Here is a 25,900-nt window from a genome sequence, read left to right as displayed (position 1 = left end):
CCGTACGGTCGTGGCACGGGGCCGCGTCCGTACCGTCGCGGCGCGGGATGATGCGTGCATGACCGACGACCTGGTGGAGTTCCTGCGCGCCCGCCTCGACGAGGAGGCGGACCTGGCCCGCCGCTGCTTGCGCGACAGCGACTGAGGCCACGGGGCTCATCGGTCCAGAAGAGCCGGGAGGCCGGCGAAGGAGTCGAGGACGTGGTCCGGGGTGCCGGTGGCGGAGCGGTGTGTCTCGGGCAGGTACTTGCCTGTTCTGACGAGGACGCCCGTGATGCCGCACCGCTGGGCCGCGAGTACGTCGGTCTCGATGTCGTCGCCCACCATCAGCGTGCCGGACGCGGTGGCGCCGAGGTGGGCCAGGGCGGTGGCGTAGAACGCCTCGGCGGGTTTTCCGGTGATTTCCGCCTCGGTCCGGGCGGCCCGTTCCAGCCCAGGGAGGAAGGCCCCGGTGTCGAGGGCGAGACCTTCCGCCGTACGCCAGTACAGGTTGCGGTGCATGGCGATCAGCCGGGCCCCGTGCTGGAGGTGGCGGAACGCGGCGTTGAGCGACGCGTAGTCGAACGCGTCGCCCGCGCCTCCCAGGACGACCACGTCCGCGGGAGCGCTCTCCCCCACGTCGACGACGGTCACGCCCGTCAGGTCCTCACTGACGTCGCCGCTGTTGAGCAGCGCGCACCGGGCACCCGGGCAGTGGGCACGCAGGTACGCGGCGGTGACGGCGGGCGCGGTGAGGATGTCGTCCTCGCCGACGGGGAAGCCCGCCGCGGCCAGCTTCGCGGCGATCCGGGCACGGGTGCGCGAGGTGGTGTTGGTGACCAGGGCGAACGGGAGTCCGGCGGCACGCAGCCGCGCCAGGGCCGCCACCGCGCCGGGCAGCGGTTCCCAGTCGACGGTGAGCACGCCGTCGATGTCGATCAGTACCGCTCCGATCCGTTCCATGGATCGACCGTCGCCGACTTGCGCGGGCGCCGCAAATGGGGTTGCTTCGAAGTAGGTGCGTACGTGCCTCTGTCTCCCCTGGGTCGGAGGTGAACCACCGTGTTGTTCACCGACCGCACCGATGCGGGCAAGCAGCTCGCCGAAGCGCTCCGGCATCTGCAGGGGGAGCACCCCGTCGTTCTGGGGCTGCCCCGTGGCGGGGTCCCGGTCGCCGCGGCAGTGGCGACCGCGCTCGGCGCACCTCTCGATGTGATCGTGGTCCGCAAGCTCGGTGTTCCGTACCACCGTGAGCTGGCATTCGGTGCCATCGGGGAGGGCGGGGTGCGGGTGATCAATGAAGACGTCGTACGCCGCGGAGGGATCAGCCGCGGGGACATCGCGTCCGTGGAGCGCGCCGAGACAGCGGAACTCACCCGGCAGGCACGGCAGTTCCGGGGCGACCGGCCGCGGCTGGAGCTGGCCGGCCGTACCGCGATCGTGATCGACGACGGGGTGGCGACCGGCGCCACGGCGTCGGCCGCCTGCGAGGTCGTACGGGCGCAGGGCGCGGCCCGGGTGGTGCTGGCGGTTCCGGTGGCGCCCGCGGACACGATCGCCTGGCTTCGTACGCAGGTGGACGAGGTGGTCTGTCTCTCCACGCCGGCCCTCTTCTCGGCCGTCGGCGAGTGGTACCGGGACTTCTCCCAGACGCCCGACGAGGAAGTTCTCGCCCTGTTGAAGGCTTAGACCGACCGGGCGCCGGTGCCCCTTCGGGGTTCCGGGTCCGGTGTCCGGACCCGGGGCACTACCGCGGTTGCTCAGTCCTGCTTGCCGAACCGCAGCTTCCACGGCGCCACCGCCGACTCGATCTGCACGCGCAGTCCGAGCTTCGACTCGCCGTTCACCCGCTCCTCGAATCGGATCGGGACCTCGACCATCCGCAGTCCGCGCCTGACCGCACGGTAGTTCATCTCCACCTGAAAGGAATATCCATTGCTGCGGACGGACGGCAGATCGATCGATTTCAGAGTGTCCGCCCGCCATGCCTTGAACCCCGCGGTGGCGTCCTTCACATGCAGTCGCAGAATGGCATTGACATAGAAATTGGCCCAGATGGAGAGCGCTTTGCGGTGCCATGGCCACTCGGTGGCCAGCGAACCGCCTTCCACATAACGGGACCCAATGACGACTGCGGCATTCTCGGCGAACAGTTTCTCGACCATGACCGGAACCACCGACGCCGGATGGGAGAGGTCCGCATCCATCTGAATGACAACTTCCGCTTTCTCCGCGAGCGCACGTGTCATCCCGGCCACGTAGGCGCGCCCGAGCCCGTCCTTCTCGGTGCGGTGCAATACCCCGACCAGGCCCGAGGTCTCGCCCGCGAGCCGGTCCGCAACCTCCCCCGTGCCGTCGGGCGAATTGTCGTCCACCACCAGAATGTGCAGGTTCGGCAGGTGCAGATCCTTGAGCAGATCGACGAGGATCGGCAGATTCGTCCGTTCGTTGTAGGTGGGGACGACCACCACAGTCCTCGGGGAGGTCTTCTCCACGGCCATTCCCTTGCGCTCTCTCGTGCTCTCGGGGGTTCCCAGACGTTCTCGGGAGTTCTCCATTGTTCCGCGCTCCCGATCCGCGCGAGCCTAGCACCCACCCCGTACTCCTAAGACCGACCGGCACATGGGCTAAACAGTATTCTCCGGATTTCCCTATTTCCCTCCCTCCTTCGCGACACCTTGGGGCCGCTGCCGGCCGGAGCCCCGGATCCCTATGGACCTCTTCCGTCACCGAAACGGAGTCGTGCCATCAACCACCCGCAGAATCCGGTCACTTTGAGCGCGGCGGGCGGAGCGTTCGGCCGGGCGATAATCTGGTGCGAGCAGGGACTGGTGACGGTTGCTGCGCGGCGGTGGGGCCCGCCGTACCCGAACCGCGGCAGCAGTGCCGCCAACGGTCCCTACTTGCGGTGGAACGTGCTCGTGTCCGGGCACCCAGCAGGTAGGAGACATGCGCCCATGGGAGCCCAGCGGCCCCGAACGACACTCGTGACGGACGGTCCCGACGGCACCCGGCGTGTCGCGCCCGCACCCGGGCAGCGCAGCCGGCAGCCGGGCGGGCAGTGGCCCGTCCTCGGCGTCATCGCCCTCGGCGGCGCCGCCGGAGCGACCGCCCGTTACGGGGCGTCGCTGATCTGGAGCACCCCGCCGGGCGGCTTCCCGTGGACGACACTGGTCGTGAATGCCCTCGGGTGCACGGTGATCGGCGTGTTCATGGTCCTGATCAGCGACGTATGGGCGGCGCACCGGCTGGTGCGCCCGTTCTTCGGCACGGGGGTGCTGGGCGGGTTCACCACGTTCTCCACGTACGCCGCGGACATCGAACGGCTGGTGGACGGCGGCCGGGCCCGTACCGGCATCGCGTATCTCGGGCTGACCCTGCTGGCGGCGCTCGCCGCGGTGTGGAGTGCGGTGTGGGTGACCCGCCGTGTGCTGGCGTGGAGGCAGCCATGACGAGGGAGTCGGAGCCGGCCGGGGCGGCCGAGCGGGGGCTGCGCCTGACGGTCCTGGTCGGGGAGTCCGACGTCTGGCACCACCGCCCCGTCTATACGGAGATCGTGCACCGGGCGCACCGCGCCGGGCTGGCGGGTGCGAGTGCGTTCCGTGGCATCGAGGGGTTCGGCGCCTCGTCGCGGATCCACACCCAGCGACTGCTGTCGCTGAGCGAGGACCTGCCGGTGGCGGTCGTGATCGTGGACACCGAGGACCGGATCCGCGCGTTCCTGCCGCTCATCGACGAACTGACCAGGGACGGCGTCGTCGTCCTCGACGCGTGCGAGATCGTCCGCCCCCGCGACCGCGAGGAGGGCCGGTGACCTGGCTGCTGGTGATCGTCGGCGCCGCGATCGGCGCCCCGCTCCGCTATCTGACCGACCGTGCGGTCCAGGCCCGGCACGACACGGTCTTCCCGTGGGGGACGTTCGCGGTGAACGTGGCGGGATCCCTGCTGCTGGGGCTGCTGACCGGCGCGGTGGCGGCCGGTGCCGCCTCGTCGCAGGTGCAGCTGTTCGTCGGTACGGGGCTGTGCGGGGCGCTGACGACGTATTCGACGTTCGGTTACGAGACGCTACGGCTGGCCGAGGACGGAGCGAAGTTCTACGCGGCGGCCAATGTCGTAGCGAGCGTGGTGGCGGCGCTGGGCGCGGTGTTCGCCGGGGTCGCGGTCGCCGAGGCGCTCTGGCAGTGACCCGCAATCATTCTTCCCGTGTACGCCAAACGGGTGTGCCGTCGCCCGACCGGCGACATGCGGTTGCCGGAATAACAGTCGTTCGTGCGCGTTGAGCGGTTCAAAGAGAACTCTTCCTCGATATGACGTATCGAGGAATTTCGCACGGCAGTGAAGTGGTGCAGGAATCGCAAGAACGGGCCGATGAAATGCACGGAAGAAGCCCGGCTGCGAAAAGTGAGCCGTGTCCGACACGGTCGATGGTGAATCGTGTCCGTCACGGGGACGGGGCCGGCGCACAGGTGCGGGCCCGGAAAAGCAACGAGCTGGGACCCGCACCCGAAGGTGCGGGTCCCAGCTGCGCACGTGCGTCTCAGCGCGTCAGACGCTGGAGCATCTGCAGGATCACACGGGGGTGATGTTCTCCGCCTGCGGGCCCTTCTGGCCCTGCGTGACGTCGAAGGTCACCTTCTGGCCCTCCTGCAGCTCACGGTAGCCACTCGCGGCGATGTTCGAGTAGTGGGCGAAGACGTCTGGGCCGCCGCCGTCCTGCTCGATGAAGCCGAAGCCCTTTTCCGCGTTGAACCACTTGACGGTGCCAGTAGCCATGTCTTTCTCTCCTTCTGGGGCAGTGCCCGGGGACCTCGCACTGTGCCGGTCCCGCGTCGCCGCAATGATTACCCCGTCCGGAATGATGATGCCGGAATTACAAAGGCGCACTCATCAGCCAATTGCGGCGACAAGAGCACTTGGATTTTCGGGAACCACAACCGCAACTAGGATCCACCGTAGCACGATGCAAGCGACCACGCGCGGCGTGTAATTACACTCCGCGCGGCATGCCATAAACCCTCATCGCGCATTGCATAACATTCTGTGCTTGCGACAACAGATATGTGCTCCCTGCACGGAGCCCCGGCGTGGGGACCTGGCCTCAGGACCTCGAACCCGCCACCGGCCGGCGCGGCTCCGCATCGAGGCGCAGACCTCCTCGAGCCGGCCCTCCGGAACGACGATGCGACAGGCGGCCTCGATCGGCGTGCCGCCGTCGACGAGCTCGCGGGCACGGGCGGTAATGCGCAATCGGTAGCGGGAGTAGCGGCGGTGGCCGCCCTCGGACCGCAAGGGCGGTGGACACTGATCGGCTGGTCAGTTGATGGGAGGAGTGATCAATGGTCATACTGTATGGGTAGCCCTTCACGCATCCCCCGTCGTGAAGGGCTACAACTCGTTGCGGGCCCGAACGCGTGGCCGGGCCCGCGGACACACGGGCGCACGACGACTTCACGGGCAAGGGACTCCCCTCGTGGTCCCTTGCCCATGTTTTTTCGAGTTAACAGTGACGTAGAGTGTTTACGCAAGCCCACTCCTGACAGCGGAGCAGGATGTTCCGCTATGTCTCGCCCGCCTCCCCACGCCGCGGACCCCTCATCCCGGTTGGTTACAGTACGAGCCCGCCGACCGGATCCAGGCAAGCGCAGCGTCTCAGGGGCGCGCGTGCAGGCGGACGTGAACGTGGGGGCCCCGATGGACAACGGCGAAGAGCGCGCGCCGGAGCTGCGGACGCTGCAGCAGAAGGTCGAATACATGGTGGCGGAGACCTTCCCCGGCCAGAAGATCTCGGGGCGGGTCTTCGCGGACCTGGTCAGGGAACGGGGCGGCTCGCTGTCGCACAGCTACTTTTCCAACATCCTCGCCGGGAAGGTCACCCAGCCGTCCGAGGACATCCTCAAGGCCCTCGGACTGGGCTTCGGCGTCGACTGGCGCTTCTTCAAGGAGGAGTCCGAGGTCGTCGACGACGTCGTCGCCGGGCTGCGGTTCCTCGCGAAGCGGCGTACCGGGGAGATCAGCGGGCTCGCCGGACGCGGCCTGGCCGACGACGGTCTGCCGCCGGAACTCCTGCAGTTCGCGCTCTCGCTCCTGGAGGACGCGAAGAACCGGCCCGGCACCCCCGCCGACGGCGAAGGCAGCGGTTCCGCCGCCGACGGCCCCTCGGCGCAGTAGGCCGCCGTGTCCCTGCGCAAGCTGCGGAAGGAGTGCGAGGCCGGACTGGCCGACCTCCCCATCCCGGCACCGTTCTCGATCGCCGGCCTGGTGGCCAACATGGAGGCGGCCCGCGGCCGCACCATCGTGCTGCACGAAATGCCCGACCGGCTGGCGCGCGTCAATGCCGCCTGCGGTCTGCGGCTCGCCTCCGGCTCGACCAGCTTCGTGCTCTACCGGCGGCGCCCGACCGCGTACCAGACCCAGCACGTCATCCTGCACGAGCTGTGCCACGAGTGGTTCGACCACGGCACCTCGCTCGACGCGGACCAGCTCCAGCGGCTGCTGCCCGTCTTCGACACGTCCCTGATCTCCCGGGTCGTGGACTCCGGCGTCGCCGACGCGCTGCGCGCGGGCGACTCCACCGTCCAGGCCCGCGCCCAGTACGACACGCACGACGAGCGGATCGCCGAGTTCGGCGCCTCGCTCATCCCCCGGATGGCCAGGGACGTGACCAGCGACGACATGGTGGGACGCCTCGCCAATTCGCTGTCGCGCCCGGTCGCGCACCGCCGCCGAGGGCTGTTCCGCCGTACGTGACCCCGTCCCCTTCTCCCACCCAGAGGAATCCCCCCGTGACCCCGCTCGACCTCGCCGGCTATCTCATAGCCGTCCTGATGACGGCTGTCGCCGTGTGGCGCATGCCGGCAGCCCTGTGGGGCGACGAGGAGGACAAGCGTCGCCGCGCGCTGTGGGGCTGCTACGCCGGATTCGCCGCCGCCCTGTGGACCAAGACCGAGGTGGTGCGGATCGGGCTCAACAACAGCCCGGTCACCGACCTCTCGGTTCTGATCAAGCACTACACGGCGACGATCGCGATCCTGGCGATCCTCAGCTACATCGTCGCCATCTACGGCCAGTACCCCGACGCCGGTGACGTCCCGCGGCACGTCCGGTTCGCCCGGGCGGTCCAGCAGGTGGCGGCCAAGGCGTCCGTCGCCACGCTGATCCTGCTGACGGTGCTCTTCTTCACCGTCGTCGACCGTTCCGTGCCGTCGGACCGCTTCGTCGCCGACCATGCGGGCCAGTGGGGCGCCACGCTGTACATGAGCGTGTTCTACCTCTACCTCGGCGCCGCGTCCGCGGTCTGCGCCTACCAGTGGGCGCTGGCCACCGCCGGTGCCGGGCTTCGCCATCTGCGGGTGGGGCTCGCGATGATGACGTTCGCGATGTTCATCGGGGTCGCCTACACGGTCAGCCGCACCCTTTTCCTGTGGGTCAGCGTCGTCGACCAGCCGAGTGCCGCCTTCGCGCTGGAGTTCGACAAGGTCACCGAGGCCGCGCAGGTCGTGCTGTTCGCGTTCTTCGCGGTCGGCGCTTCCGTCCCCGCCCTCAGCAAGGGGCGGCGCCGGGCAAAGCTGTGGCGGGCCCAGACCCGACTGCACGCACTCTGGTACGAGTTGATGACGGCGTTCCCCGACCAGCCGTTCGAGCCCCCGGCCTCGCTCCGCCGCGAGCTGACCCGGTTCGACACCCCCGCGGATCTCCGGATCGACCGGTGGGCCGCCGATATCGCGGACGCGGTCGAGAAACTGCGGCACTACGTGCCGGACAGCCTGCTCCCGACCACCGCGGCAGCTGCCGCGGCCGACGCCGCTGCCCCCGCGAAGGCCGGTCCGCTCGCCGACGCGTACTGGATCAAGGCCGCCCTCACCGCGATGAACACCGGTGCTCCCGCCGGCAGCGCCGCGGCGGTCGGCACCCAGCACGCCACCGATCAGGACGGTGAGGTGGCGTGGCTGGTGCAGGTGGCGACGGCCTACCGCACCGTCACCGAGGACCGGGCCCGGGACGTACTGGCGGCTTCGGCGGCCATGGAGAGGACGGCATGACGACCACCGATTCGGCCACCGGCTCCGGCCCGAGGCCGGCCTCGACCGCACGCGTGGTCACGGACGTGCTGCAGCCTCGCAACCTTCTGCTGACCGGCATGCTCGCCATCGGGTCGGCCGCCGCCGGCCACTGGACCGGTCTGCTGTGGGGCCTGCTCGGGGCCCTGTGCGCGGGGATCCTCCCGGCCGCATACATCGAGTGGGAGCGGGGGCGCGGCACCTGGGGCGACCGGCATGTGGTCGACCGTACGAAGCGAGCACCGATCTTCCTCGTCATCCTCGGCTCGATCGGCGCAGGCTCGGTCGTCATGGTCCTCGGCCACGCGCCCACCGGGATCCTGGTGGCGATGCTGGCGCTGTGGGCGATGACGGTCGTGCTGCTGGCCGTCAACACCGTCTGGAAGATCTCGGTGGACGCGTCGGTCGCCTCGGCGGTCGTCGCGCTGCTGGCCGCGGTCCACTCGCCGTGGTGGCTGCTCGCGTATGCGATGACGGTCGCCGTGTGCTGGTCACGGGTGGCGCTCGGGTACCACAGCGTCGCCCAGACGGTGGCGGGCTCGGCGCTGGGTGCGGGGACCGCGACCGCGTTCCTGCTCGTCTGACGGCCACTCGGTTCCGCCGCAGTATGAGGACGCTCCTGCGCCTTGCGATGCACCGCATCTGACGCCGCGCGCTGATCCACCAGGGATGACGGGACAGCCCTTAGCGTGACGGACATGCGTGTACTGCTCACCGGCGGAGCCGGTTTCATCGGGGGACACATCGCCGGGGCGCTGGCGGCGCGGAGGCACGAGGTGGTGGTGTTCGACGCGCTGCTGGAGTCGGCGCACGGCGTGGGCGCCGGAGGCGGCCGGGACGGGCTGATCGTTGCCGATGTCCGGAACCGGGCGGCGGTGGCCGACGCCCTGCGGGGCGTCGACGCGGTCTGCCATCAGGCCGCGATGGTCGGTCTGGGCAAGGACTTCGCGGACGCCCCGGAGTACGTCGGCTGCAACGATCTCGGGACCGCCGCCCTGCTGGCGGAGATGGCCGCGGCCGGTGTGCGGAATCTGGTGCTCGCCGGTTCGATGGTCGTCTACGGCGAGGGGCGGTACGACTGTCCCCGGCACGGGCGGGTCCGGCCCGGGCCGCGGGCTGTGGACGATCTGGCGGCGGGCCGGTTCGAGCCGCGCTGCCCGGACTGCGGGGCAGAGCTGACGCCGGGGCTGGTGGGCGAGGACGCGCCCACCGACCCGCGCAATGTGTACGCGGCGACGAAGCTCGCCCAGGAACATCTGGCCGCCGCGTGGGCCCGGGCGACGGGCGGCCGGGCGGTGTCCCTGCGCTACCACAACGTGTACGGTCCGGGGATGCCGCGCGACACCCCGTACGCCGGGGTCGCCTCCTTCTTCCGCTCCTCGCTGGAGCGGGGCGAGGCGCCGCAGGTATTCGAGGACGGCGGTCAGCGGCGGGACTTCGTCCATGTACGCGATGTGGCGGTCGCGAACGCGGTGGCCCTGGAGGCCGTGGGGGGACGCGGGGTGGGAAGTTTCGCCGCGTACAACACGGGGAGCGGGGACCCGCACACGATCGGCGAGATGGCGACGGCGCTGGCGTCCGCGCACGGCGGTCCGGCACCGGAGATCACCGGCGGGTACCGGCTCGGAGACGTACGCCATGTGACGGCGGACTCGCGGCGGTTGAGGGAGGAACTGGGCTGGCGCCCGGAGGTGGGTTTCGCGGAGGGGATGAAGGAGTTCGCCGGTGCGGCGTTGAGGGCGGCGGTCACCACCGGCTGACCGACGGCCGCTCCGGACGGCCCGCCCGGTCAGCCGGCGGCCACCTCGGCGACCGTCGGATCGTCGACGACGAGAACATGGCCGCGCGGTCCGCCGGGGCGGGGCCGGAACCCGGGGTGTCCGGGATGTTCTCCATACGGTCACCTCGGCATCCCGGCCCCGGGTCGGGCAGTCGGCGGTCCGCCGAAGGGTCGACGTCCGTCTTCCGTAAGAAGCCTGAAGCCCGAAATGCCGGTTTTTGCTCCGTAGTGTGAGCGAGGTGACCGACTCCTACCCCGCCCGCTCCCCCCACGCCGACGTGATCCTCCCCTGTCTGGACGAGGCCGCCGCGCTGCCCCGGGTGCTGGGCCGTATCCCGGACGGCTGGCGCGCCGTCGTCGTCGACAACGGCTCCACCGACGGATCCGCGGAGCTCGCCCGCTCACTCGGGGCGACCGTCGTACATGAGCCGCGACGCGGCTTCGGCGCCGCGTGCCATGCCGGACTGCTCGCCGCCGAAGCGGAGTTCGTCTGCTTCTGCGACTGCGACGGTTCCCTCGACCCGGGTCTGCTGCCCGGCTTCGTACGCCGGATCGCCGACGGCGAGACCGATCTGCTGCTGGGGCGCCGCCGCCCCGAGGGCCGTGGCGCGTGGCCGCTGCACGCCCGCGCCGGGAATCTGGCGCTGGCCCGGATGCTGCGCCGCCGGACGGGACTGCGCCTGCACGACCTCGGCCCGATGCGGGCGGGGCGCCGGGCGGACCTGCTGGCACTGGAGCTCACCGACCGGCGCAGCGGCTACCCGCTGGAGATGGTGGTGCGTGCGTCGGACGCCGGGCTGCGGGTCGCCGAGACCGATGTCCCGTACCTGCCGCGCACGGGCAGGTCCAAGGTGACCGGCACCTGGCGGGGGACCTGGCATGCGGTACGGGACATGCGCGCGGTCCTGCACAGGCCGCCGGAACGGACGAGCGCGGGGACGGCCCGTCAGGGGGCGTCCCGATGAGCGTGTCCGGCCCGACCGCCCTCCTCGTCATCGCCAAGGAACCACTGCCGGGACTGGTCAAAACCCGGCTCACCCCGCCGTTCACGCCCGCCGAGGCCGCACAGCTCGCCGAGGCGGCGCTCCGGGACACGCTGCGCACGATGCTCTCGCTGCCCGCCCGGCGGCACGTACTCGTGCTGGACGGGCGGCCGGGGCCCTGGCTGCCGACGGGCGTCGAGGTGGTGGCGCAGAGCTCCGGCGGACTCGACGAGCGGCTCGCGGCGGCGTTCGCCGGCTGTACCGGTCCGGCCCTGCTCATCGGCATGGACACCCCGCAGATCTCCGCCGCCCAACTGGCGCCCGCGCTCTCCCCGGACGCCTGGGACGACTGCGACGCCTGGTTCGGCCCCGCCGACGACGGCGGCTTCTGGGCACTCGGCCTGGCCGCCCCCGACCCGGACCTGGTGCGCGGCGTGCCCATGTCCGTCCCGCAGACCGGTGCGGTCCAGCGGCGGCGTCTCGTCGACGCCGGACTGACCGTGCGCGATCTGCCGCGGCTGCGGGACGTGGACACAGCGGCGGACGCCGCGCACGTCGCCGCCGCGGCACCGCACGGGGAGTTCGCCTCGGTGCTGGCCCGGCTGACCGCGGCGGCGGCCCGATGAGCAGTACGGTTCCGGACCGCTCCGCCACGAGCACGGCAGGTTCCGAAAGAGAGGACCTCGCGCCGTGGTCCACCGACCCCTACACCGACGCGCTGCGCAACGGCCACGGTCCGCTCTTCCTCCGCCGTACGGACGGCTGGCTGCTGCCCCTGGACGTCGAGCGCTGGTGTGCGGAGGCCGACGCCGCCGACCTGTCGGCGCTGCGCCGCTGCGAAGGGCCGGTCCTCGACATCGGGTGCGGTCCCGGCCGCCTCGTCGCGGAACTGGCCTCCCGCGGCCACCGTGCACTCGGCATCGACGTCAGCGCCGCCGCTGTCGCCCACACGCTCCGGATCGGCGGCTCGGCGCTGCACCGTTCCGTCTTCGACCCGCTTCCCGGTGAGGGCCGTTGGGGCACCGTGCTGCTGATCGACGGCAACATCGGCATCGGCGGCGACCCGCACGGTCTCCTGCTGCGCACCGCGGACCTCCTCGCCCCCGGCGGGCTCCTCATCGCGGAGACGTCGCCGCTGGACATCGACGAACGGGTCCAGGTCCGGTTGTACGACGGTCGCCTCGCGCCGGAAGGGACCGGTGAGGAGGACCGGGCCGCCACCAGGGGCGCGCTGTTTCCCTGGGCCCGGCTCGGCACCCCGGCCCTGCTCCGGCACACGCAGCCGAACGCCTGGCGGACCGTCGATCAGTGGGTGTCGGACGGCCGCCCCTTCATCGCCCTGCGCCGCACCCGGAGGGTCCGGACGCCCAGCCAGAACGCCGACACCGCGAACAACACCGCCGTGATCAGCAGCCAGTTCCCGAGGAACACATCGGGGGAGAGCCCGCTCGCCGGCTTGTAGTGGGTCGCCTTCCTGCTGATCAGCGGGAACCACATCAGCAGGAGCAGCCCGGAGAGAAAGGCGGGCACGCGGACGAAGTTGACCAGCCCTGAGCCCGGCCCCAGAACCGCGCGTACGCCGCGGTCCGCCGTCGCGTACACCGGCAGCAGCACGAGGTCGTGCACCAGCGCGGAGCCGACGAGCCACACCGCGACACCGAACGTGTCCCCCTCCAGCAGCCGCACAACCGCGTAGCCCGCGAGGGCGAAGGTGGCGGCCAGGAGCAGGAGATGCAGCGGCCCTTCCCCGTACCAGCGCCTGAAGACCGCCGCGGACCGCGGGCCGTTCGTCTTCCGCATCACAGCTCTCCGAACGTCAGCCGAGTCACCCATTTGGTGTTGAGCACGCCGGGCGCGGCCGGGACGATGATCCGCGCCGGGTACCCGTGGTCCGGCGACAGCGTCTCGCCGTTGACCTCCAGTGCCAGCAGCGAGCGCGGGTCGCGCACCTGGTTGTCGCGGAGCGCGGCCTTCCGGAACGGCCCGCTGCGCTGCACGGACTCCACGAACACCCCCGGCGGCCGGTCCGGATACCCGGCGAGCGCCGCCAGATCCCGCAGCCGCACCCCGCGCCACCACTGGTCCACGGTCGACCAGCCCTCCACGCACGCGATCGGCAACGCGGCGCTGTACTGATCCATGGCCAGGAGCTGTTCCCGGGTGAACACGAGATCCCCGGCGGGTCCGCTGACGGTCAGCCGCCACCGTTCACCCGTGTCGGCCGGGACGATCCGGACGGACGCGGCCGTCTTGTTGATCTGGAAGCCGTTGGGCCCCGTCCCGGGGTCGGCGACCCCGCGCGGGGTGAGGAGTGCGGTGCCGCGCAGCACGTCGAAGCTCCGGCCCACCGAGGTGATCAGCAGGAGGAGCGACCCGGCGCCCACCATGGCGAAGGCGCCGCGCCGGGAGATGGTCGGCGCATCGGGGGCAGGGGACGCCAGCTCATCGGTTTCACCGCGCAGTTCACCGCTGCGCAGCACCCGTACGGCCCGTGGGAGCTTCACCCCGACGTGGGCGACGAACCCGGCGAAGAACACCCACGCCCCGTAGAAGTGGAGCGTGTAGAACGACCCCGGGAACACGTAGAACACCTGGATGTTGACCAGCCCGGTGATGAACTCGAACAGCGCCCCGCCGACGAGCAGCAGCAACGACACGCGTTCCAGGGCGTGCCCCACCGACCGGACCGGCGGCAGCGCGAAGAGCTTCGGGATCACCGACCACAGCTTCGCCAGCAGTACCGGTACGAGCACGATGCCGCCCGTGACGTGCAGCCCCTGCGTCAGCCGGTACAGCCAGTGCGGTCCGGTCGGCCAGGCGAACAGGTAGAACCCCAGCAGTCCCTTGCCCGGCGTCTTGTCGTTGACCGCCGCAAGATCCGGGTTGTACGCGGCGTACGACAGCAGCCCCGTCACGAACACCAGCGTCAGCCCGACGAGGAGGACGAGCCCGAGCACCGCCGTGAACCGGACGCTGCGCACGGGGCTGCGCCAGAACCCGGGGGAGGAGGGCAGCCGATCCGTGGTCCGGAGCCGTTCGAGCACGGCCGGGGCCCGCCGCGCGGACGGTCCGTCATCCGATGGCCCGGCACGGCCCGCCCCACCGAAGCGGAACGAAAACCGGAACGCTCTGTTGTGACGACTGTCGCCCATGTCCCGACGCTAAGCCCGAGGTCTCGGGCCGCAGCGCGTACGACTCCTGACGAAACTCCGACGTCACTCCCGTTGACCGCCAACCGGGCCAAGATCTGACAGATCGATGACGCGCCCCGGTGGCACCGCCCGTCATCGCCCCGCCCTGCATAGCGTGCCTGTGTGAAGACCGAGGAGCACGTGAAACGCGAGCAGCGCACCGCCGGCCGGCGGGCCACCGGCCGACCCCTCGACCTGATCGCCGCCGCCACCGGTGTCCTGCTGGTCACCGCCGCCGTGCTGGTCGGCCGGGCGATCCAGGACGCCGACGGCAGCCTCTTCGTCCACTGGCCGCCCCTGCTGGCGTCCTGGTACCCGCACACCGGCCCCGGCACCCCGGCCGCTGTGATCGTCGCCGCGGCCGTCATCGCGTACGGGCCGGTCCTCGCCGGCCGGCTGCCCTGGCGGGGTCTGCTCGCGACCGCGTGGGCGGCCTCCCTCGGCTGGATCTTCTCCTTGGCGATGATCGACGGCTGGGGGCGGGGCATCGCCGACCGGCTCACCACGAAGCATGAATACCTGCAGGTCATCAGTCGTTTCGACGACATCGGCGCAGCGTTGCGCGGATTCAACACGCACATCCTGGTCGGCCCCCCGGGTAACTGGCCCGCCCATGTCGCCGGTCATCCGCCGGGCGCCACGCTCACCTTCGTGCTGCTCGACCGGATCGGGCTGGGCGGCGGGGGCTGGGCCGGTGTCTGGTGCATCGTGCTCGGCGGCTCCGCCGTCGTCGCCGCCCTGATCACGGTGCGCGCCCTCGCCGACGAGCGCCTCGCCCGCCGCGCCGCCCCGTTCCTCGTCCTCGCACCGATGGCGGTCTGGACCGGCGCCTCGGCTGACGCCTGGTTCGCCGCGGTCGCCGCGTGGTCGATCGCCCTGCTCGTCCTGGCCGCAACCCGCCGGACCCGGCCGGGCCGCGCCGCCGCGGCCGCCCTCGCCTCCGGCCTCCTCTACGGCCTGACCTGCTATCTCTCGTACGGCCTGACGCTCATCGCGCTCCTGCTCCTCGCCGTCCTGCTCCTCGCCCGCACCGCACGCCCCCTTCCGCTTCTCCTGCTCGGAGCGCTCGTCGTGCCGGTCGCGTTCACCCTGGTGGGCTTCAACTGGTGGGAGGGGTACCGGCTGTTGGTCGAGCGCTACTACCAGGGAGCGGGTGGGATCCGGCCGTACGCCTACTGGGTCTGGGCGAACCTCGCGGCCACCACGATCGCCGCCGGTCTCGCCACCGTCGCCGGTCTCCGCCGGGCCGCAGCCGGTGCCCCGTCCGCCGTCCGCGCCGTCCGCACCGGCGCCACCTCCGCACCGCAGCGGCTGAGCCTCCTCGCCCTGGCCGCGCTCCTCGCCCTCCTCGTCGCGGATCTGTCCGGAATGAGCAAGGCCGAGACGGAACGCATCTGGCAGCCGTTCGTCCTCTGGCTGCTGCCCGCCGCCGCACTGCTCCCCCCGTCCGCCCGCCGCGGCTGGCTGACGGCGCAGGCGGTCGTCGCCCTGCTCGTCAACCACTTGCTCTGGACCGGGTGGTGACGGCCTCCCCCGCGGTAGGGAGTGGATCAGCGAGCGGAGTCGCAGGGCGTCGGGAGCCCACTCCCTACCGCGGGGGAGGCCGTAAGTTCGGGAAGCGCGTTGAACCGATCACGCACGGGGTACGGGTTGCCCCGTGCCGACATTCGAGATCACCACCGCAAGCGCCGCCGACATCGACATGCTGGGTGAGTGGGCCCACGCCGAGGGCTGGAACCCGGGCCGCACCGACAGCCACGCCTTCTTCGCCACCGACCCGCGCGGCTTCCTGATCGGCAGACTCGACGGCGAACCCGTCTCCTCCGTCTCCGTCATCCGTTACGGCTCCGGCTTCGGCTTCCTGGGCTTCTATCTCACCCGTCCGGAGCTGCGCGGCCGGGGTTACGGGATCCAGGTCTGGCGCGCCGGAATGGACCGGCTCGCCGGGCGCAACATCGGACTCGACGGCGTCGTCGCCCAGCAGTCCAACTACCGTAAATCCGGGTTCCGTCCGGCGTGGACGACCATGCGCTGGGAGGGGCTGCCTCCGATGGACATCACCGCACCGCCCGGTGTCTCCCTCGTCGACGCCCGGTCGCTCCCCTTCGACCGGCTGGCCGCCTTCGACCGCCGCTTCTTCCCCGCCGAGCGCGACAGCTTTCTCGCCCCGTGGGTCGCCGCCCCCATGCGCACCGCTCGCGCCGCCGTGGCCAACGGGGAGGTGCAGGGCTTCGCCGTGCTGCGCCCGTGCCGAACGTCGTCACGCATCGGCCCGCTGCACGCCACGTCGCCCGAGGTGGCCGCCGCCCTGGTGAGCGCTCTCTCGGCCACTGCACCGGAGACGGAGATCGCCGTCGACGTACCCGACATCAATCCGGCGGCGGTCCGGCTCGCCGAACAGCTGGGTCTCACCCCGTCGTTCGAGACAGCCCGCATGTACACGGGTCCGACACCGGACGTCGACCACACCGGGCTGTTCGGCATCACCAGCCTGGAACTCGGCTGACCGGCGGATGCCTTGACCGCCGCCCCCTGTCCGCCCCCTACCGCCCGAGCCGGTCCAGCACCCGGCCGCGGAGCAGCTCGTACTCCTCGCGCAGCCGTACGATCTCCGCCGGCCGGGGTATCACCGTGCCACCGGTGACGATCTCCTCCGGCCCGAACTGCTCCCGCGTGAGGTCGATCTCCACGCCCATGCCCAGCCGGTTCCACCAGTGGAAGTCGGTGCGCTCACCGTCGACCCGGACCTCGCCGCGGATCAGCTCGCCGCCCAGCAGGTCGTTGAGCACCAGGGCGGTGACCCCGCACTGGTCCCGGGCAGGGTTGGCCGCAGTCCAGTGCGGCCGGTGGTCGGGCGTGGTCGTGTCGGCACCCCAACCGGCGCGGACGGCGGCTTCGACATCGATGAGCAGCAACGGCTCCGTGGTCTCCATGACGGCGATCCTCGCAGCACCCACTGACAACGCGGCTGCTACTCCCTCTCCTTCCGCGCCCGGGGCCGTCTCCGCGAGGCAAGCACCGCGATGTCGTCCTCCGCCCCGCTTCCGCACAGCAGCTTCAGTGCACGTGCGGCCCGCCCGTCGTCTCCGGCTTCCCCCGCGGCACGAGGCCGACCGCGACGACCGCACCGGCCCCGGCCGCCGCCGCGCAGACCGTGAACGCGTCGGCGAACCCGCCCACCGCACCGCCTTCGATCCCGGCTGCCGCGACCGTGGAGACGACCGCCACTCCGATCGCGCCGCCCACCTCGTGGAACGTGTTGACCACCCCGGACGCGAGCCCCGCCTCGTGGTGCCCGACCATGCCCAGCGCTGTCGTGGTCGCGGTGACGAAGACCGCGCCGAGCCCCAGCGCGGCGACGGAGAGACCGGGCAGCAGCGCCCCGTACACGCTGCTGTCCGCTCCCAGCCGGGTCAGCGGTACGGAACCGGCGGCGGCGATCACCATCCCGGCGACCGCTGTCCCGCGGCTGCCGGCCGTCCCGACCAGCCGCGACCCCAGATGCGCGCCGAACCCGACCGCGACGGCCACCGGCAGGAACACCAGCCCGGTCCGCATCGGGGTGAACCCTCGCGCATGCTGCAGATAGACCGATCCGAGGAAGAAGAAGGCGATCAGCAGCGCCGTCGCGACCAGCATCAGGAACGCGCCCGCGAGCACCGGCCGCCGGGTGAACATCCGCAGATCCATCAGCGGATGTTCGGCCGCCCGTTCGACGCCCGCGAACGCCCCGTACAGGAGCACGGCCCCCGCGACCGGCACGAGGACGGCGGCCGATCCCCACCCGGCGTCCCCCGCCTCGACCAGTCCGTAAATGAGCGCTCCGGTCCCGGCCGTGACCAGCAGCGCTCCGGGCAGATCGAGCCGGGCGGAGGGCTGGGGAGCGCGCGCCGGGACGAGGGCGGGTACGGCGGCGAGCAGGGCGATCCCGATGGGCACATTGATGTAGAAGACCCACTGCCACCCGGGGCCGCCGGTCAGCGCACCGCCGAGCAGTACCCCGATCGCCGACCCGGTCCCGCCGATCGCCGCCCACACCCCGAGCGCCTTGTTGCGCTCCGCGCCGTGGAACGAGGTGGTGACGAGGGACAGGGCGGCGGGCGACAGCAGCGCCGCCCCCACTCCTTGGGCGATCCGGCCCCCGACCAGCACCGGGGCGCCGTCGGCGAGCCCGGTGCCCAGCGAGGCGACGGTGAAGAGAGCCAGCCCCGCAAGGAGGGTACGGCGCGCGCCGAGGGCGTCGGCGAGCCGGCCGCCGAGCAGCATCAGCCCGCCGAAGCAGAGGGTGTAGGCGGTGACGACCCACGTCAGGGCGGTGCGGCCGAGGTGCAGGTCGGCGGCCATGTCGGGCAGTGCGACGTTCACGACGGTGACGTCGAGGACGAGCATGAACTGCGCGACGCAGACAAGGGCGAGCGTCGCCCAGCGACGCGGGTGGGCGGGCGGATGCCCGGCCTGATGTGTGGCCGGATGCTGTACGTGCGTCTCATGCGGACTCATGAACTGAACTGTACGGATCAGTTCACATGAACTCAACTGTTCAGTTCAGCTGACTGTTAGCCTTGCCCCATGACCATGCAGAGCAGTCACCGGGGGAACGCCAAACAGCCCCCCGGTGGACCGCGCGCCGAGGCCAAGCGGCGAGCCATCGTCAAGGCCGCCCGTGAGGCGTTCCTGCGGGAGGGGTTCGGCGTCGGGATGGACGCCATCGCCGCCGAGGCGGGCGTGTCGAAGGTGACCGTCTACAACCACTTCGGCAGCAAGGAAGCACTGTTCACGGCCGTCATCGCGGGCGCACTGGACGAGCCCCTGGGCGGCCCTTCGGCCGCCGCACTGGCCGGACTCGCCGACGCCGACGACCTGCGCACCGCCTTCGTCGAGGCGGCCCGCACCTGGGTGTCCGCCGTCCGCGACAACGCCGACGTCATCGCCCTGCGCAATCTCGTCGCCGCCGAACTGCACCGCTTCCCGGAGCTGGCGAACGCCTGGCAGGGCCACGGCCCCGAGGGCCACCACCCCGCCGTCGCCGACGCCCTGCGCACCCTCGCCGACCGGGGCCGCCTGACCATCCCGGACCTGGAGACGGCGATCATCCAGCTGTACGCGCTGCTGGTCTTTCCGCACCTGGTCTTCAGCTCGTACGGTACGGCCATCGACGACCCGGTCACGGACCGCCTGATCACCAGCGGCGTCGACATGTTCCTGGGCCACTACGCCCCGGCGGGGCCCACCGGCTGAACGCCCCCGCTGTCTCGGTTCAGCGCGTCGATGAGCACGCACAGCGGATGGTCCCCTCCGTGCGAGGCCACCGCGGCCGTATCGTCGTCCTCGCCTTCTTCACCCCGGCGACAACACGGCCGTCTGCACCAAACAGCTCTGCGCGTACCCCTCCGGCATGGAGACCTTCACCGGTCTCGACGCGGAGGTCTGGGTAATCAGTCCACAGGGTGTGGACAGTCACGAGTCGTTCGCCCGCACGTACGGTCTGCGGATGCCGCTGCTCGCGGACACCGGACGGGAGGTCGCCCGCGTTACGGGATCACGGCACCCGGGATCGGGGCGCGCCGCGCCGTGTTCCCGATCGGGACGGACGGCGTGCTGCGGTGGAAGCATGTCGCGGTCCTCGGGGCCGCCTTCCAGTCGCTGGACACGCTCGCCGACCACATCTCCGGCATCAAGAACAAGTAAAAGATTGCCGGACCTCGGCAATGTCACGGCGCAAGCATGTATGGCATCATCCAGCCAGTTCGACGGAACTTCGGAGGATTTCGCAGATCGGGAAAGTGATCACATGACCCTGTTTCTCGGCCTGGGCATTGCGGGGATCGTGCTCCTCGCCCTCTCCCTGATCTTCGACGGAATCCTCGAAGGGCTCTTCGGGGGCGTACTCGACGGGCTCTTCGACGGCCTCCTGTCCCTCCCCGTCATTGCCGGATTCCTCTCGATGCTCGGCTTCGGCGGCGCGATCGTGCTCGGCACCACCGGTGCCGGTACGGTCGCCGCGACCGCGGCCGGACTGGTCGCCGGACTGGTCGCGGCCTGGCTGACCTGGAAGTTCAGCCGCGCCCTGATGCGCGATCAGACCGCCGCCACACCGCGGGGCGACGATCTCGTCGGCACGTCCGGGTCCGTCGTCACGGCCATCCCGGCCGACGGCTACGGCGAGGTCCTGCTGCGGCTCGCGGGCCAGCCCGTGAAACTCGCGGCGAAGAGCCCGGCGCCGGTCGAACGCGGCACCGAGATCTGGGTGGAGGCCGCACTCTCGACCACCTCGGTCGCGGTCCGCCCCGTCGAGCGCTGACCACCCACTGAACCGAACTGCCGTCCCCGATCGGGAGGCAGGGGGGACCCCTTATGAGCCCAGTTGTGACCGCCGTCGTCGGAGTCGTCGTACTCCTCGTACTCCTCGGCCTCGTGGTAATCACCCGCTACAAGGTCGCCGGGCCCAGCGAGGCCTTCATCATCACCGGCCGGCGCGGCAAGAAGTCGACCGACCCGGTGACCGGACGCACCAGCATCGACAACAGCGGTCAGAAGGTCGTCGTCGGCGGCGGCGTCTTCGTCGTCCCGTTCGTGCAGCAGAAGTTCACCCTGGACCTCTCCAGCCGGCACATCCCGGTCGCCGTGCGCGGAGCTGTCACCCTGCGCGGCGTGAAGTCCCACCTCGAAGGCGTCGCGATCGTCAAGGTCGGGGGCAACGAGGACGCGATCCGGGCCGCCGCCCAGCGGTTCCTGCAGCAGCAGGACGGCATCGTCGGCTTCACCCAGGAGGTGCTCTCCGGCGCGCTGCGCGCCATCGTCGGCCGGATGTCGGTCGAGGACATCATCCGCGACCGCGCCGCGTTCGCCGGCCAGGTAGCCGAGGAGGCCGAGGCCAGCCTCTCCGGCCAGGGCCTGATCCTGGACGCCTTCCAGATCCAGGACATCACCACCGAGGGCTCCTACCTCGAAGACCTCGGCCGCCCCGAGGCCGCCCGCGCCAAGCAGGAGGCGGACATCGCCGAGGCGATCGCCAAGCGCGCGTCCGAGCAGGCCCGCCTGAAGGCCGCCGAGGAAATCGCCATCGCCGAGCGGACGTTCTACCTCAAGCAGGCCGAGATCAAGGCCGAGACGGAAGCGGCGGCGGCCAAGGCCAACGCCGCCGGCCCGCTCGCCGAGGCTGCCCGCCAGCAGGAAGTCCTGGAGGAGCAGGAGAAGGTCGCCCAGCGTCAGGCGGCCCTGACCGACCGCGAGCTCGACACCAAGGTCCGCAAGCCCGCCGACGCCGCCCGCTACCGGGCCGAGCAGGAGGCCGAGGCCCGCCGCATCGCCCAGGTCAAGGAGGCCGAGGCGGACGCGGAGCGCTCCCGCCTCACCGGTCAGGGCGAGAAGCTCCACCGCTCGGCGCTCGCCGACGCCGTCCGCATCGAGGGCGAGGCGGAAGCCGCCGCCATCGCCGCGAAGGGCGCGGCCGAGGCCGAGGCCATGCGGAAGAAGGCGGACGCGTTCGCCCAGTACGGCGATGCGGCGGTGCTCCAGATGCTGGTCGAGGTACTGCCGCACGTCGTCGCCAAGGCGGCCGAACCGCTGAGCGCCGTCGACAAGATGACGGTCATCTCGACGGACGGCGCGAGCCAGCTGTCGCGCACGGTCGCGGACAACGTCGCGCAGGGCATGGAGCTGCTCACCGCCACGACGGGCGTCGACCTGGCGGCACTGCTGAAGAACCTGAAGAGCGGGTCGACTTCGGACGCTGCGGCGCAGATCACGGCGCAGGCCCCGGCCGAGGCATCGGCATCGGCATCGGCCAACGGCAAGATCGAGATCACCGACTGACGCCGTTCCCGATCCCCATGTGCCCGGCGGTGAGCAGCGGACCGCCGGGCACGGCTGTGTCCGGACCTCGGCCGCCTCCCGGGGGCGGCGCACCGATCACGCCGTATCCGCAGGTGAGCAGGGTCTCCGTGCGCGCGGACACCAAGCGGCGGAAACCTCCGGTTAAGGTAATGGAAGGTTAAAGAGATCACCAAGTGCGTCGCCCTGTCGCCGCGCGTATCGGGAGGAAGCCATGGGAACCCACCGGACCACGCTGCCCGGAGTCGGTGTGCAGTACGACTACATCACCGAGTCGGGACAGCACATCTCCGTCGTCGTCCACCACGACGGGCGCCGGTTCATCGGGTTCTACGAGCGCGACGATCCCGATTCCTGTCAGCTCTCCGTGGCCCTGACTCCACGGGAGGCGACCGGACTCGCCCACCTCATCGACGCCGCGCCCATCGACGCCGTACGGACCGAGGGCATCGATCTCGTCACCGAGCACATACCGCTCGGGTCGCGCTCCCCGTACGGGGGCCGGCTGCTCGGGGACACCCGGGCCCGGACGCGGACCGGGGCGTCGATCGTGGCCGTGCTGCGGACGCACAGTGCGCATCCGTCGCCCGGGCCGGACTTCCGGCTGGCCATCGGGGACACGCTGGTCGTCGTCGGAACGCGTGAGGGTGTCGACGCGCTCTCCGAGATCATCGCGGAGGGCTGACCGTGCACGACACGACCGCACTGCTGGTGGAGCTCGGCTCCGTCATACTGGGGCTCGGGATCATCGGACGGTTCGCCGGGCGGATAGGGCTTTCGCCGATTCCGCTCTACCTGCTGGCAGGGCTGGCGTTCGGGGACGGGGGGCTGCTGCCCCTCGGGGCCAGTGAGGAGTTCACCGCCGTCGGCGCCGAGATCGGCGTCATTCTGCTGCTGCTCCTGCTGGGGCTGGAGTACAGCGCGTCCGAGCTGGTGACCAGCCTGAAGACGCAATACCCGTCCGGGGCCGTCGACTTCGTGCTCAATGCGACGCCCGGCGCGGTGGCTGCGCTGCTGCTCGGGTGGGGACCCGTGGGAGCCGTCGCACTGGCCGGGGTCACCTGGATTTCGTCGTCCGGCGTCATCGCGAAGGTACTCACCGATCTGGGGCGGCTGGGAAACCGGGAGACGCCCGTCATTCTCGGGGTTCTCGTCATCGAGGACCTGTCGATGGCCGTCTATCTGCCGCTGCTCACCGCGATGGTGGCCGGTGCCGGTCTGGCCGGGGGCAGCATCGCCCTGCTGATCGCCCTCGGTACCGTCGGTCTGGTTCTCTACGTGGCGCTGCGGCACGGCCGGCTCATCAGCCGGGCCGTCTCCTCCGACAATCCGGAGATGCTGCTCCTCGTCGTGCTCGGGCTGACCGTCCTGGTGGCCGGCGTGGCACAGCAGTTGCAGGTGTCCGCGGCCGTGGGGGCGTTTCTCGTCGGGATCGCGCTCTCGGGGGAGGTCGCGGAAGGGGCCCGCAAGCTGCTGACACCGTTGCGCGATCTGTTCGCCGCCGTCTTCTTCGTGTTCTTCGGTCTCTCCACCGATCCGTCCGACATTCCGCCCGTGCTGCTGCCCGCGCTGCTGCTGGCCGTCGTCACCGTCTTCACCAAGATCGGCACCGGGTGGTACGCCGCCCGGCGCGCCGGGATCGGGTCGGGCGGGCGGTGGCGGGCCGGCGGGACGCTGGTCGCGCGCGGCGAGTTCTCCATCGTCATCGCCGGTCTGGCCGTGGCGACCGAGCCCCGTATCGGGCCGATCGCCACCGCGTACGTCCTGATTCTCGTCATCATCGGTCCGCTCACCGCCCGTTGGACCCAGCCCGTCGTGGCCAGGATCCGGACGTGGCGGGACGGCGGGGGCGGTGCGTCCGGGGGCAGTGTGCCTGTCGCCCGCACGGAGATGCCTGTCGTCGAGCACGCCGCGGCCGCCGACTGAGACCGGTCGGTCCGAACCTCAGAGCGGGGTCGCCTCGTGCAGGATCCGCACCAGCGTCACCGTCGCGTTCAGCGACGACAGCGCCGACACCGTCGTTCCGACGGTGGCCACCAGTCCCGCCAAGGTGACATGCGCGGACGACGGGGGCCACAGCCGGGTCGGCGGGACCGGCTCCAGGAGCGCTGCGACCCGGCGCGGTATCGGGCCCACCGCCGCGAACGCGGCGAACGCGGGCGGGGCGGTGGGCGAACGGTGCGCGAACAGCGCCGCCTTGCCGACCGCGCCCGCCACCGCCCGCCGGTCACCGATCGCCCGCGCCGCCTCCTCGTCCGCCCACCGTTCCGTGCTGTACGCCACCGCCGTACGCAGCGGCAGCAGGAACGGGTTGGCGCGCGCGGCAAGTTGGGTGGCCAGGAGGTAGCGGTGGTGACGGGCGGCCAGATGGGCCTGCTCGTGGGCGACGAGCGCCCGGCGTTCGCGGGCGGTCAGGCACTCCATCATCGCCGTCGACACCACCACCCGGCCGGGGGCGCCGGGAAGTGCGTACGCGTACGGCTTCGGGTCCGGCAGCACGGCGACCGCGGACGGCTGCTCCGGGAGGGACTGCAGGGCCCGTGTGGCGCGGATGCGTTGGCATACGTGGCGGTGGACTGCCGACCCGCAGGCCACCACCACCGCCGCCAGCACCCCGATCGCGACGATGCCCGCCTTCTCCTCGTACGGCACCGCCGCACGCACCTCGGGGTCCGACCAGCCGTCCGGCAGCGGGTTGCCGGGGAGTTGGGCCGTGCCCACCACCATCAGCAGCGCCAGGCACACCGTGCTGCACAGGGCGAGCGTCGTGCCGACGGCCGCCAGCAGGCGGGTGGCACTGCGCGGGTGCAGATGCTGTTCGGCGAGGCGCGCGATCGGCAGCGCGGTCAGCGGCAGCACGAGGGGCAGGTAGACGAAGACGCCCATGGGTCAGCCCTCGTCCTTCTCCGTCGTCTGCGCCAGCAGCGCGCGCAGGCGTTCCTCGTCGCCCGGGGACAGCGCCGAGACGAACCGGGCGAGTACGGCCTCGCGGTCCCGTTCGCCGTCCAGGACCCGACGCATCCGCAGCGCGGCGAGACCGGCCTCGTCGGAGGCGGACGTCCAGGTGTAGGAGCGGCCCTGGCGGGCACGGGTCACGTACTTCTTCTCGTACAGACGGGACAGGATCGTGATGACGGTGGTGTACGCGAGGTCGCCGTCGATGTGTTCCTGCACCCAGCCCGCCGTCGCGGCGCCGTTCGCCGAGCGCAGAACGGCGAGGACCTGGGCCTCCAGCTCGCCCTGTCCGCGCTTGCGGGGGCGTCGGCCGTCGGAGGCGGGGCCCGCCGGGGGCACGTTGTCGTCGGACAGTTCGTTGTGAGGGCGGTGGCTGGCCCCGGCCGTGTCCATCGTGGTGACTGCCCTTCGTGCGATGCCGCGTCGGCCACGGCGTCGCAGCATCGTACTGAAGGCCGGTTCCCGGACGCAGCGGGCGACATCCTGCTAACTTCTACACGTCTGTAGAGTTGGATCTCGTTCCGGCAACGCAACGCAAGCAACGTATGGAGACGTCATGGCACTGTGGGATCGGATCAAGGAATCCGCGACGACGATGCAGTCGCAGCTCGAGGCGAAGAAGAACGACCTGAAGAGCGGTGCGTTCCGCGACGCGAGCATGGCCATGTGCGCCCTGGTCGCCGCCGCCGACGGTTCCATCGACCCGTCCGAGCGCCAGCGCGTCGCCTCGCTCATCGCCTCCAACGAGGTGCTCCAGAACTTCCCCGCGGACGACCTGCAGCGACGTTTCAACGAGTACGTGAACAAGCTCACCGCCGACTTCGCCTTCGGCAAGGTCAGCGTGCTCCAGGAGATCGGCAAGGCGAAGAAGAAGCCGGCTGAGGCGCGTGCCGTCATCCAGATCGGCATCGTCATCGGCGGCGCCGACGGCGACTTCGACAAGTCGGAGCAGGCCGTCGTCCGGGAGGCGTGCTTCGCACTCGACCTTCCGCCGCACGAGTTCGACCTCTAGGGCGTGTTTCGAAAGTGGCGTCGTCCGCCCGTAGGGCGGGCCGGGCGGCGTCTGGTGCGTGCGATCGCAAGGCGGAGGGTCGCCCCGATACTGGGCGTATCGGGGCGAGC

Annotated in this window: 28 protein-coding genes and 3 pseudogenes; 22 read left to right on the top strand and 9 right to left on the bottom strand. The window is 71.1% G+C overall.

All coding sequences use genetic code 11. The features are described 5' to 3' along the window. Window positions 1-10: 10 nt before the first annotated feature. Window positions 11-145, top strand: coding sequence for a hypothetical protein (locus tag AB0N06_RS15525; RefSeq protein WP_366135201.1), 135 nt, complete (start codon window positions 11-13; stop codon window positions 143-145). Between the two features lie 11 nt (window positions 146-156). Here AB0N06_RS15525 and AB0N06_RS15520 read toward each other — a convergent pair whose 3' ends face one another. Continuing rightward, window positions 157-942, bottom strand: coding sequence for an HAD-IIA family hydrolase (locus AB0N06_RS15520; RefSeq protein WP_366135200.1), 786 nt, complete (start codon window positions 940-942; stop codon window positions 157-159). A gap of 99 nt (window positions 943-1,041) precedes the next feature. Here AB0N06_RS15520 and AB0N06_RS15515 point away from each other — a divergent pair. Then, window positions 1,042-1,659, top strand: a pseudogene (locus AB0N06_RS15515) (phosphoribosyltransferase family protein); the annotation flags it as partial. 80 nt (window positions 1,660-1,739) lie between these two features. Here the strand turns inward: AB0N06_RS15515 and AB0N06_RS15510 are convergent. Then, on the bottom strand, window positions 1,740-2,480 hold the full coding sequence (locus AB0N06_RS15510) for a polyprenol monophosphomannose synthase (RefSeq protein WP_366135199.1): 741 nt from the start codon (window positions 2,478-2,480) through the stop codon (window positions 1,740-1,742). Window positions 2,481-2,936: 456 nt separating this feature from the next. On the opposite strand from AB0N06_RS15510, the gene AB0N06_RS15505 reads away from it, so the two are divergent. From AB0N06_RS15505 to crcB, 3 genes are read left to right on the top strand one after another with little or no spacing between them, the layout of a single operon-like run. Next, window positions 2,937-3,431: a CrcB family protein gene (locus AB0N06_RS15505; RefSeq protein WP_366135198.1), complete on the top strand. Its 495-nt coding sequence runs from the start codon at window positions 2,937-2,939 to the stop codon at window positions 3,429-3,431. Further along, window positions 3,428-3,793: a DUF190 domain-containing protein gene (locus AB0N06_RS15500; RefSeq protein WP_366135197.1), complete on the top strand. Its 366-nt coding sequence runs from the start codon at window positions 3,428-3,430 to the stop codon at window positions 3,791-3,793. Before AB0N06_RS15505 ends, AB0N06_RS15500 begins: the two co-directional genes overlap by 4 nt. Then, window positions 3,790-4,164 carry a fluoride efflux transporter CrcB gene (crcB, locus tag AB0N06_RS15495; protein WP_366135196.1) on the top strand — a complete coding sequence of 125 codons (375 nt, stop codon included), beginning with the start codon at window positions 3,790-3,792 and terminating at the stop codon, window positions 4,162-4,164. The genes AB0N06_RS15500 and crcB overlap by 4 nt, the downstream gene beginning before the upstream one ends. Window positions 4,165-4,548: 384 nt before the next feature. Here the strand turns inward: crcB and AB0N06_RS15490 are convergent, their stop codons facing one another. After that, the gene (locus tag AB0N06_RS15490; protein ID WP_358856957.1) at window positions 4,549-4,752 is read right to left on the bottom strand and encodes a cold-shock protein; all 204 of its coding nucleotides are present in this window, start codon (window positions 4,750-4,752) and stop codon (window positions 4,549-4,551) included. Window positions 4,753-5,077: 325 nt separating this feature from the next. Continuing rightward, window positions 5,078-5,271 (bottom strand): annotated as a pseudogene (locus tag AB0N06_RS15485) (MerR family transcriptional regulator); the annotation flags it as partial. A 399-nt stretch (window positions 5,272-5,670) separates the two neighbouring features. Between AB0N06_RS15485 and AB0N06_RS15480 the strand changes: the two are divergent. The 8 genes from AB0N06_RS15480 to AB0N06_RS15445 all read left to right on the top strand — a co-directional run bounded on the left by AB0N06_RS15480 (window position 5,671) and on the right by AB0N06_RS15445 (window position 12,261). After that, window positions 5,671-6,147: a hypothetical protein gene (locus AB0N06_RS15480; RefSeq protein ID WP_366135195.1), complete on the top strand. Its 477-nt coding sequence runs from the start codon at window positions 5,671-5,673 to the stop codon at window positions 6,145-6,147. 6 nt (window positions 6,148-6,153) lie between these two features. Beyond that, entirely contained in the window at window positions 6,154-6,726 is a 573-nt protein-coding gene (locus AB0N06_RS15475; RefSeq protein ID WP_366135194.1) for a toxin, read from the top strand. A 35-nt stretch (window positions 6,727-6,761) separates the two neighbouring features. Beyond that, complete coding sequence (locus tag AB0N06_RS15470) at window positions 6,762-8,018, top strand: MAB_1171c family putative transporter (RefSeq protein ID WP_366135193.1); 1,257 nt, start codon at window positions 6,762-6,764, stop codon at window positions 8,016-8,018. Further along, complete coding sequence (locus AB0N06_RS15465; RefSeq protein WP_366135192.1) at window positions 8,015-8,620, top strand: hypothetical protein; 606 nt, start codon at window positions 8,015-8,017, stop codon at window positions 8,618-8,620. The genes AB0N06_RS15470 and AB0N06_RS15465 overlap by 4 nt, the downstream gene beginning before the upstream one ends. A gap of 114 nt (window positions 8,621-8,734) precedes the next feature. Further along, window positions 8,735-9,796 (top strand): NAD-dependent epimerase/dehydratase family protein, encoded by a 1,062-nt coding sequence (locus AB0N06_RS15460; protein WP_366135191.1) that lies wholly within the window; start codon window positions 8,735-8,737, stop codon window positions 9,794-9,796. A gap of 250 nt (window positions 9,797-10,046) precedes the next feature. Next, window positions 10,047-10,781, top strand: a complete 735-nt coding sequence (locus tag AB0N06_RS15455) for a glycosyltransferase family 2 protein (RefSeq protein ID WP_366135190.1) — start codon at window positions 10,047-10,049, stop codon at window positions 10,779-10,781. Continuing rightward, window positions 10,778-11,425, top strand: a complete 648-nt coding sequence (locus tag AB0N06_RS15450) for a DUF2064 domain-containing protein (RefSeq protein WP_366135189.1) — start codon at window positions 10,778-10,780, stop codon at window positions 11,423-11,425. The genes AB0N06_RS15455 and AB0N06_RS15450 overlap by 4 nt, the downstream gene beginning before the upstream one ends. Then, complete coding sequence (locus AB0N06_RS15445; protein ID WP_366135188.1) at window positions 11,422-12,261, top strand: methyltransferase domain-containing protein; 840 nt, start codon at window positions 11,422-11,424, stop codon at window positions 12,259-12,261. Before AB0N06_RS15450 ends, AB0N06_RS15445 begins: the two co-directional genes overlap by 4 nt. A gap of 337 nt (window positions 12,262-12,598) precedes the next feature. Here the strand turns inward: AB0N06_RS15445 and AB0N06_RS15440 are convergent, their stop codons facing one another. Beyond that, complete coding sequence (locus tag AB0N06_RS15440; RefSeq protein WP_366135187.1) at window positions 12,599-13,843, bottom strand: molybdopterin-dependent oxidoreductase; 1,245 nt, start codon at window positions 13,841-13,843, stop codon at window positions 12,599-12,601. A gap of 288 nt (window positions 13,844-14,131) precedes the next feature. On the opposite strand from AB0N06_RS15440, the gene AB0N06_RS15435 reads away from it, so the two are divergent. Next, complete coding sequence (locus AB0N06_RS15435) at window positions 14,132-15,514, top strand: hypothetical protein (RefSeq protein WP_366135266.1); 1,383 nt, start codon at window positions 14,132-14,134, stop codon at window positions 15,512-15,514. 133 nt (window positions 15,515-15,647) lie between these two features. Further along, complete coding sequence (locus AB0N06_RS15430) at window positions 15,648-16,496, top strand: GNAT family N-acetyltransferase (RefSeq protein ID WP_366135186.1); 849 nt, start codon at window positions 15,648-15,650, stop codon at window positions 16,494-16,496. A 37-nt stretch (window positions 16,497-16,533) separates the two neighbouring features. Here the strand turns inward: AB0N06_RS15430 and AB0N06_RS15425 are convergent, their stop codons facing one another. Together AB0N06_RS15425 and AB0N06_RS15420 are read right to left on the bottom strand one after the other, a co-directional pair. Then, window positions 16,534-16,923 (bottom strand): hypothetical protein, encoded by a 390-nt coding sequence (locus AB0N06_RS15425; RefSeq protein ID WP_366135185.1) that lies wholly within the window; start codon window positions 16,921-16,923, stop codon window positions 16,534-16,536. Between the two features lie 124 nt (window positions 16,924-17,047). Then, window positions 17,048-18,490, bottom strand: a complete 1,443-nt coding sequence (locus AB0N06_RS15420) for an MFS transporter (RefSeq protein WP_366135184.1) — start codon at window positions 18,488-18,490, stop codon at window positions 17,048-17,050. Between the two features lie 69 nt (window positions 18,491-18,559). On the opposite strand from AB0N06_RS15420, the gene AB0N06_RS15415 reads away from it, so the two are divergent. From AB0N06_RS15415 to AB0N06_RS15390, 6 genes and pseudogenes are all read left to right on the top strand, one after another. Then, the gene (locus AB0N06_RS15415; protein WP_366135183.1) at window positions 18,560-19,228 is read left to right on the top strand and encodes a TetR/AcrR family transcriptional regulator; all 669 of its coding nucleotides are present in this window, start codon (window positions 18,560-18,562) and stop codon (window positions 19,226-19,228) included. Window positions 19,229-19,299: 71 nt separating this feature from the next. Then, window positions 19,300-19,678, top strand: a pseudogene (locus AB0N06_RS15410) (redoxin domain-containing protein); the annotation flags it as partial. A 103-nt stretch (window positions 19,679-19,781) separates the two neighbouring features. Then, entirely contained in the window at window positions 19,782-20,291 is a 510-nt protein-coding gene (locus AB0N06_RS15405; RefSeq protein ID WP_366135182.1) for a hypothetical protein, read from the top strand. Window positions 20,292-20,344: 53 nt separating this feature from the next. After that, on the top strand, window positions 20,345-21,805 hold the full coding sequence (locus AB0N06_RS15400; protein ID WP_366135180.1) for an SPFH domain-containing protein: 1,461 nt from the start codon (window positions 20,345-20,347) through the stop codon (window positions 21,803-21,805). Window positions 21,806-22,037: 232 nt separating this feature from the next. Then, window positions 22,038-22,508, top strand: a complete 471-nt coding sequence (locus tag AB0N06_RS15395) for a TrkA C-terminal domain-containing protein (RefSeq protein ID WP_358856938.1) — start codon at window positions 22,038-22,040, stop codon at window positions 22,506-22,508. A gap of 2 nt (window positions 22,509-22,510) precedes the next feature. Further along, on the top strand, window positions 22,511-23,749 hold the full coding sequence (locus AB0N06_RS15390) for a cation:proton antiporter (protein ID WP_366135179.1): 1,239 nt from the start codon (window positions 22,511-22,513) through the stop codon (window positions 23,747-23,749). Window positions 23,750-23,767: 18 nt separating this feature from the next. On the opposite strand, the gene AB0N06_RS15385 is transcribed toward AB0N06_RS15390, so the two are convergent. Together AB0N06_RS15385 and AB0N06_RS15380 are read right to left on the bottom strand one after the other, a co-directional pair. Next, entirely contained in the window at window positions 23,768-24,709 is a 942-nt protein-coding gene (locus AB0N06_RS15385) for a M56 family metallopeptidase (RefSeq protein WP_366135178.1), read from the bottom strand. A gap of 3 nt (window positions 24,710-24,712) precedes the next feature. Next, the gene (locus tag AB0N06_RS15380; RefSeq protein WP_366135177.1) at window positions 24,713-25,171 is read right to left on the bottom strand and encodes a BlaI/MecI/CopY family transcriptional regulator; all 459 of its coding nucleotides are present in this window, start codon (window positions 25,169-25,171) and stop codon (window positions 24,713-24,715) included. A gap of 163 nt (window positions 25,172-25,334) precedes the next feature. Here AB0N06_RS15380 and AB0N06_RS15375 point away from each other — a divergent pair, with 163 nt between their 5' ends. Continuing rightward, window positions 25,335-25,790: a tellurite resistance TerB family protein gene (locus AB0N06_RS15375; protein ID WP_030931413.1), complete on the top strand. Its 456-nt coding sequence runs from the start codon at window positions 25,335-25,337 to the stop codon at window positions 25,788-25,790. Window positions 25,791-25,900 lie beyond the last annotated feature (110 nt).

This window comes from Streptomyces sp. NPDC051020, from assembly GCF_040683105.1.
Taxonomy (GTDB): Bacteria; Actinomycetota; Actinomycetes; order Streptomycetales; family Streptomycetaceae; genus Streptomyces.
The sequence above is the reverse complement of the archived record's forward strand: the minus strand, read 5'-3'. Positions and strand labels throughout refer to the sequence as shown.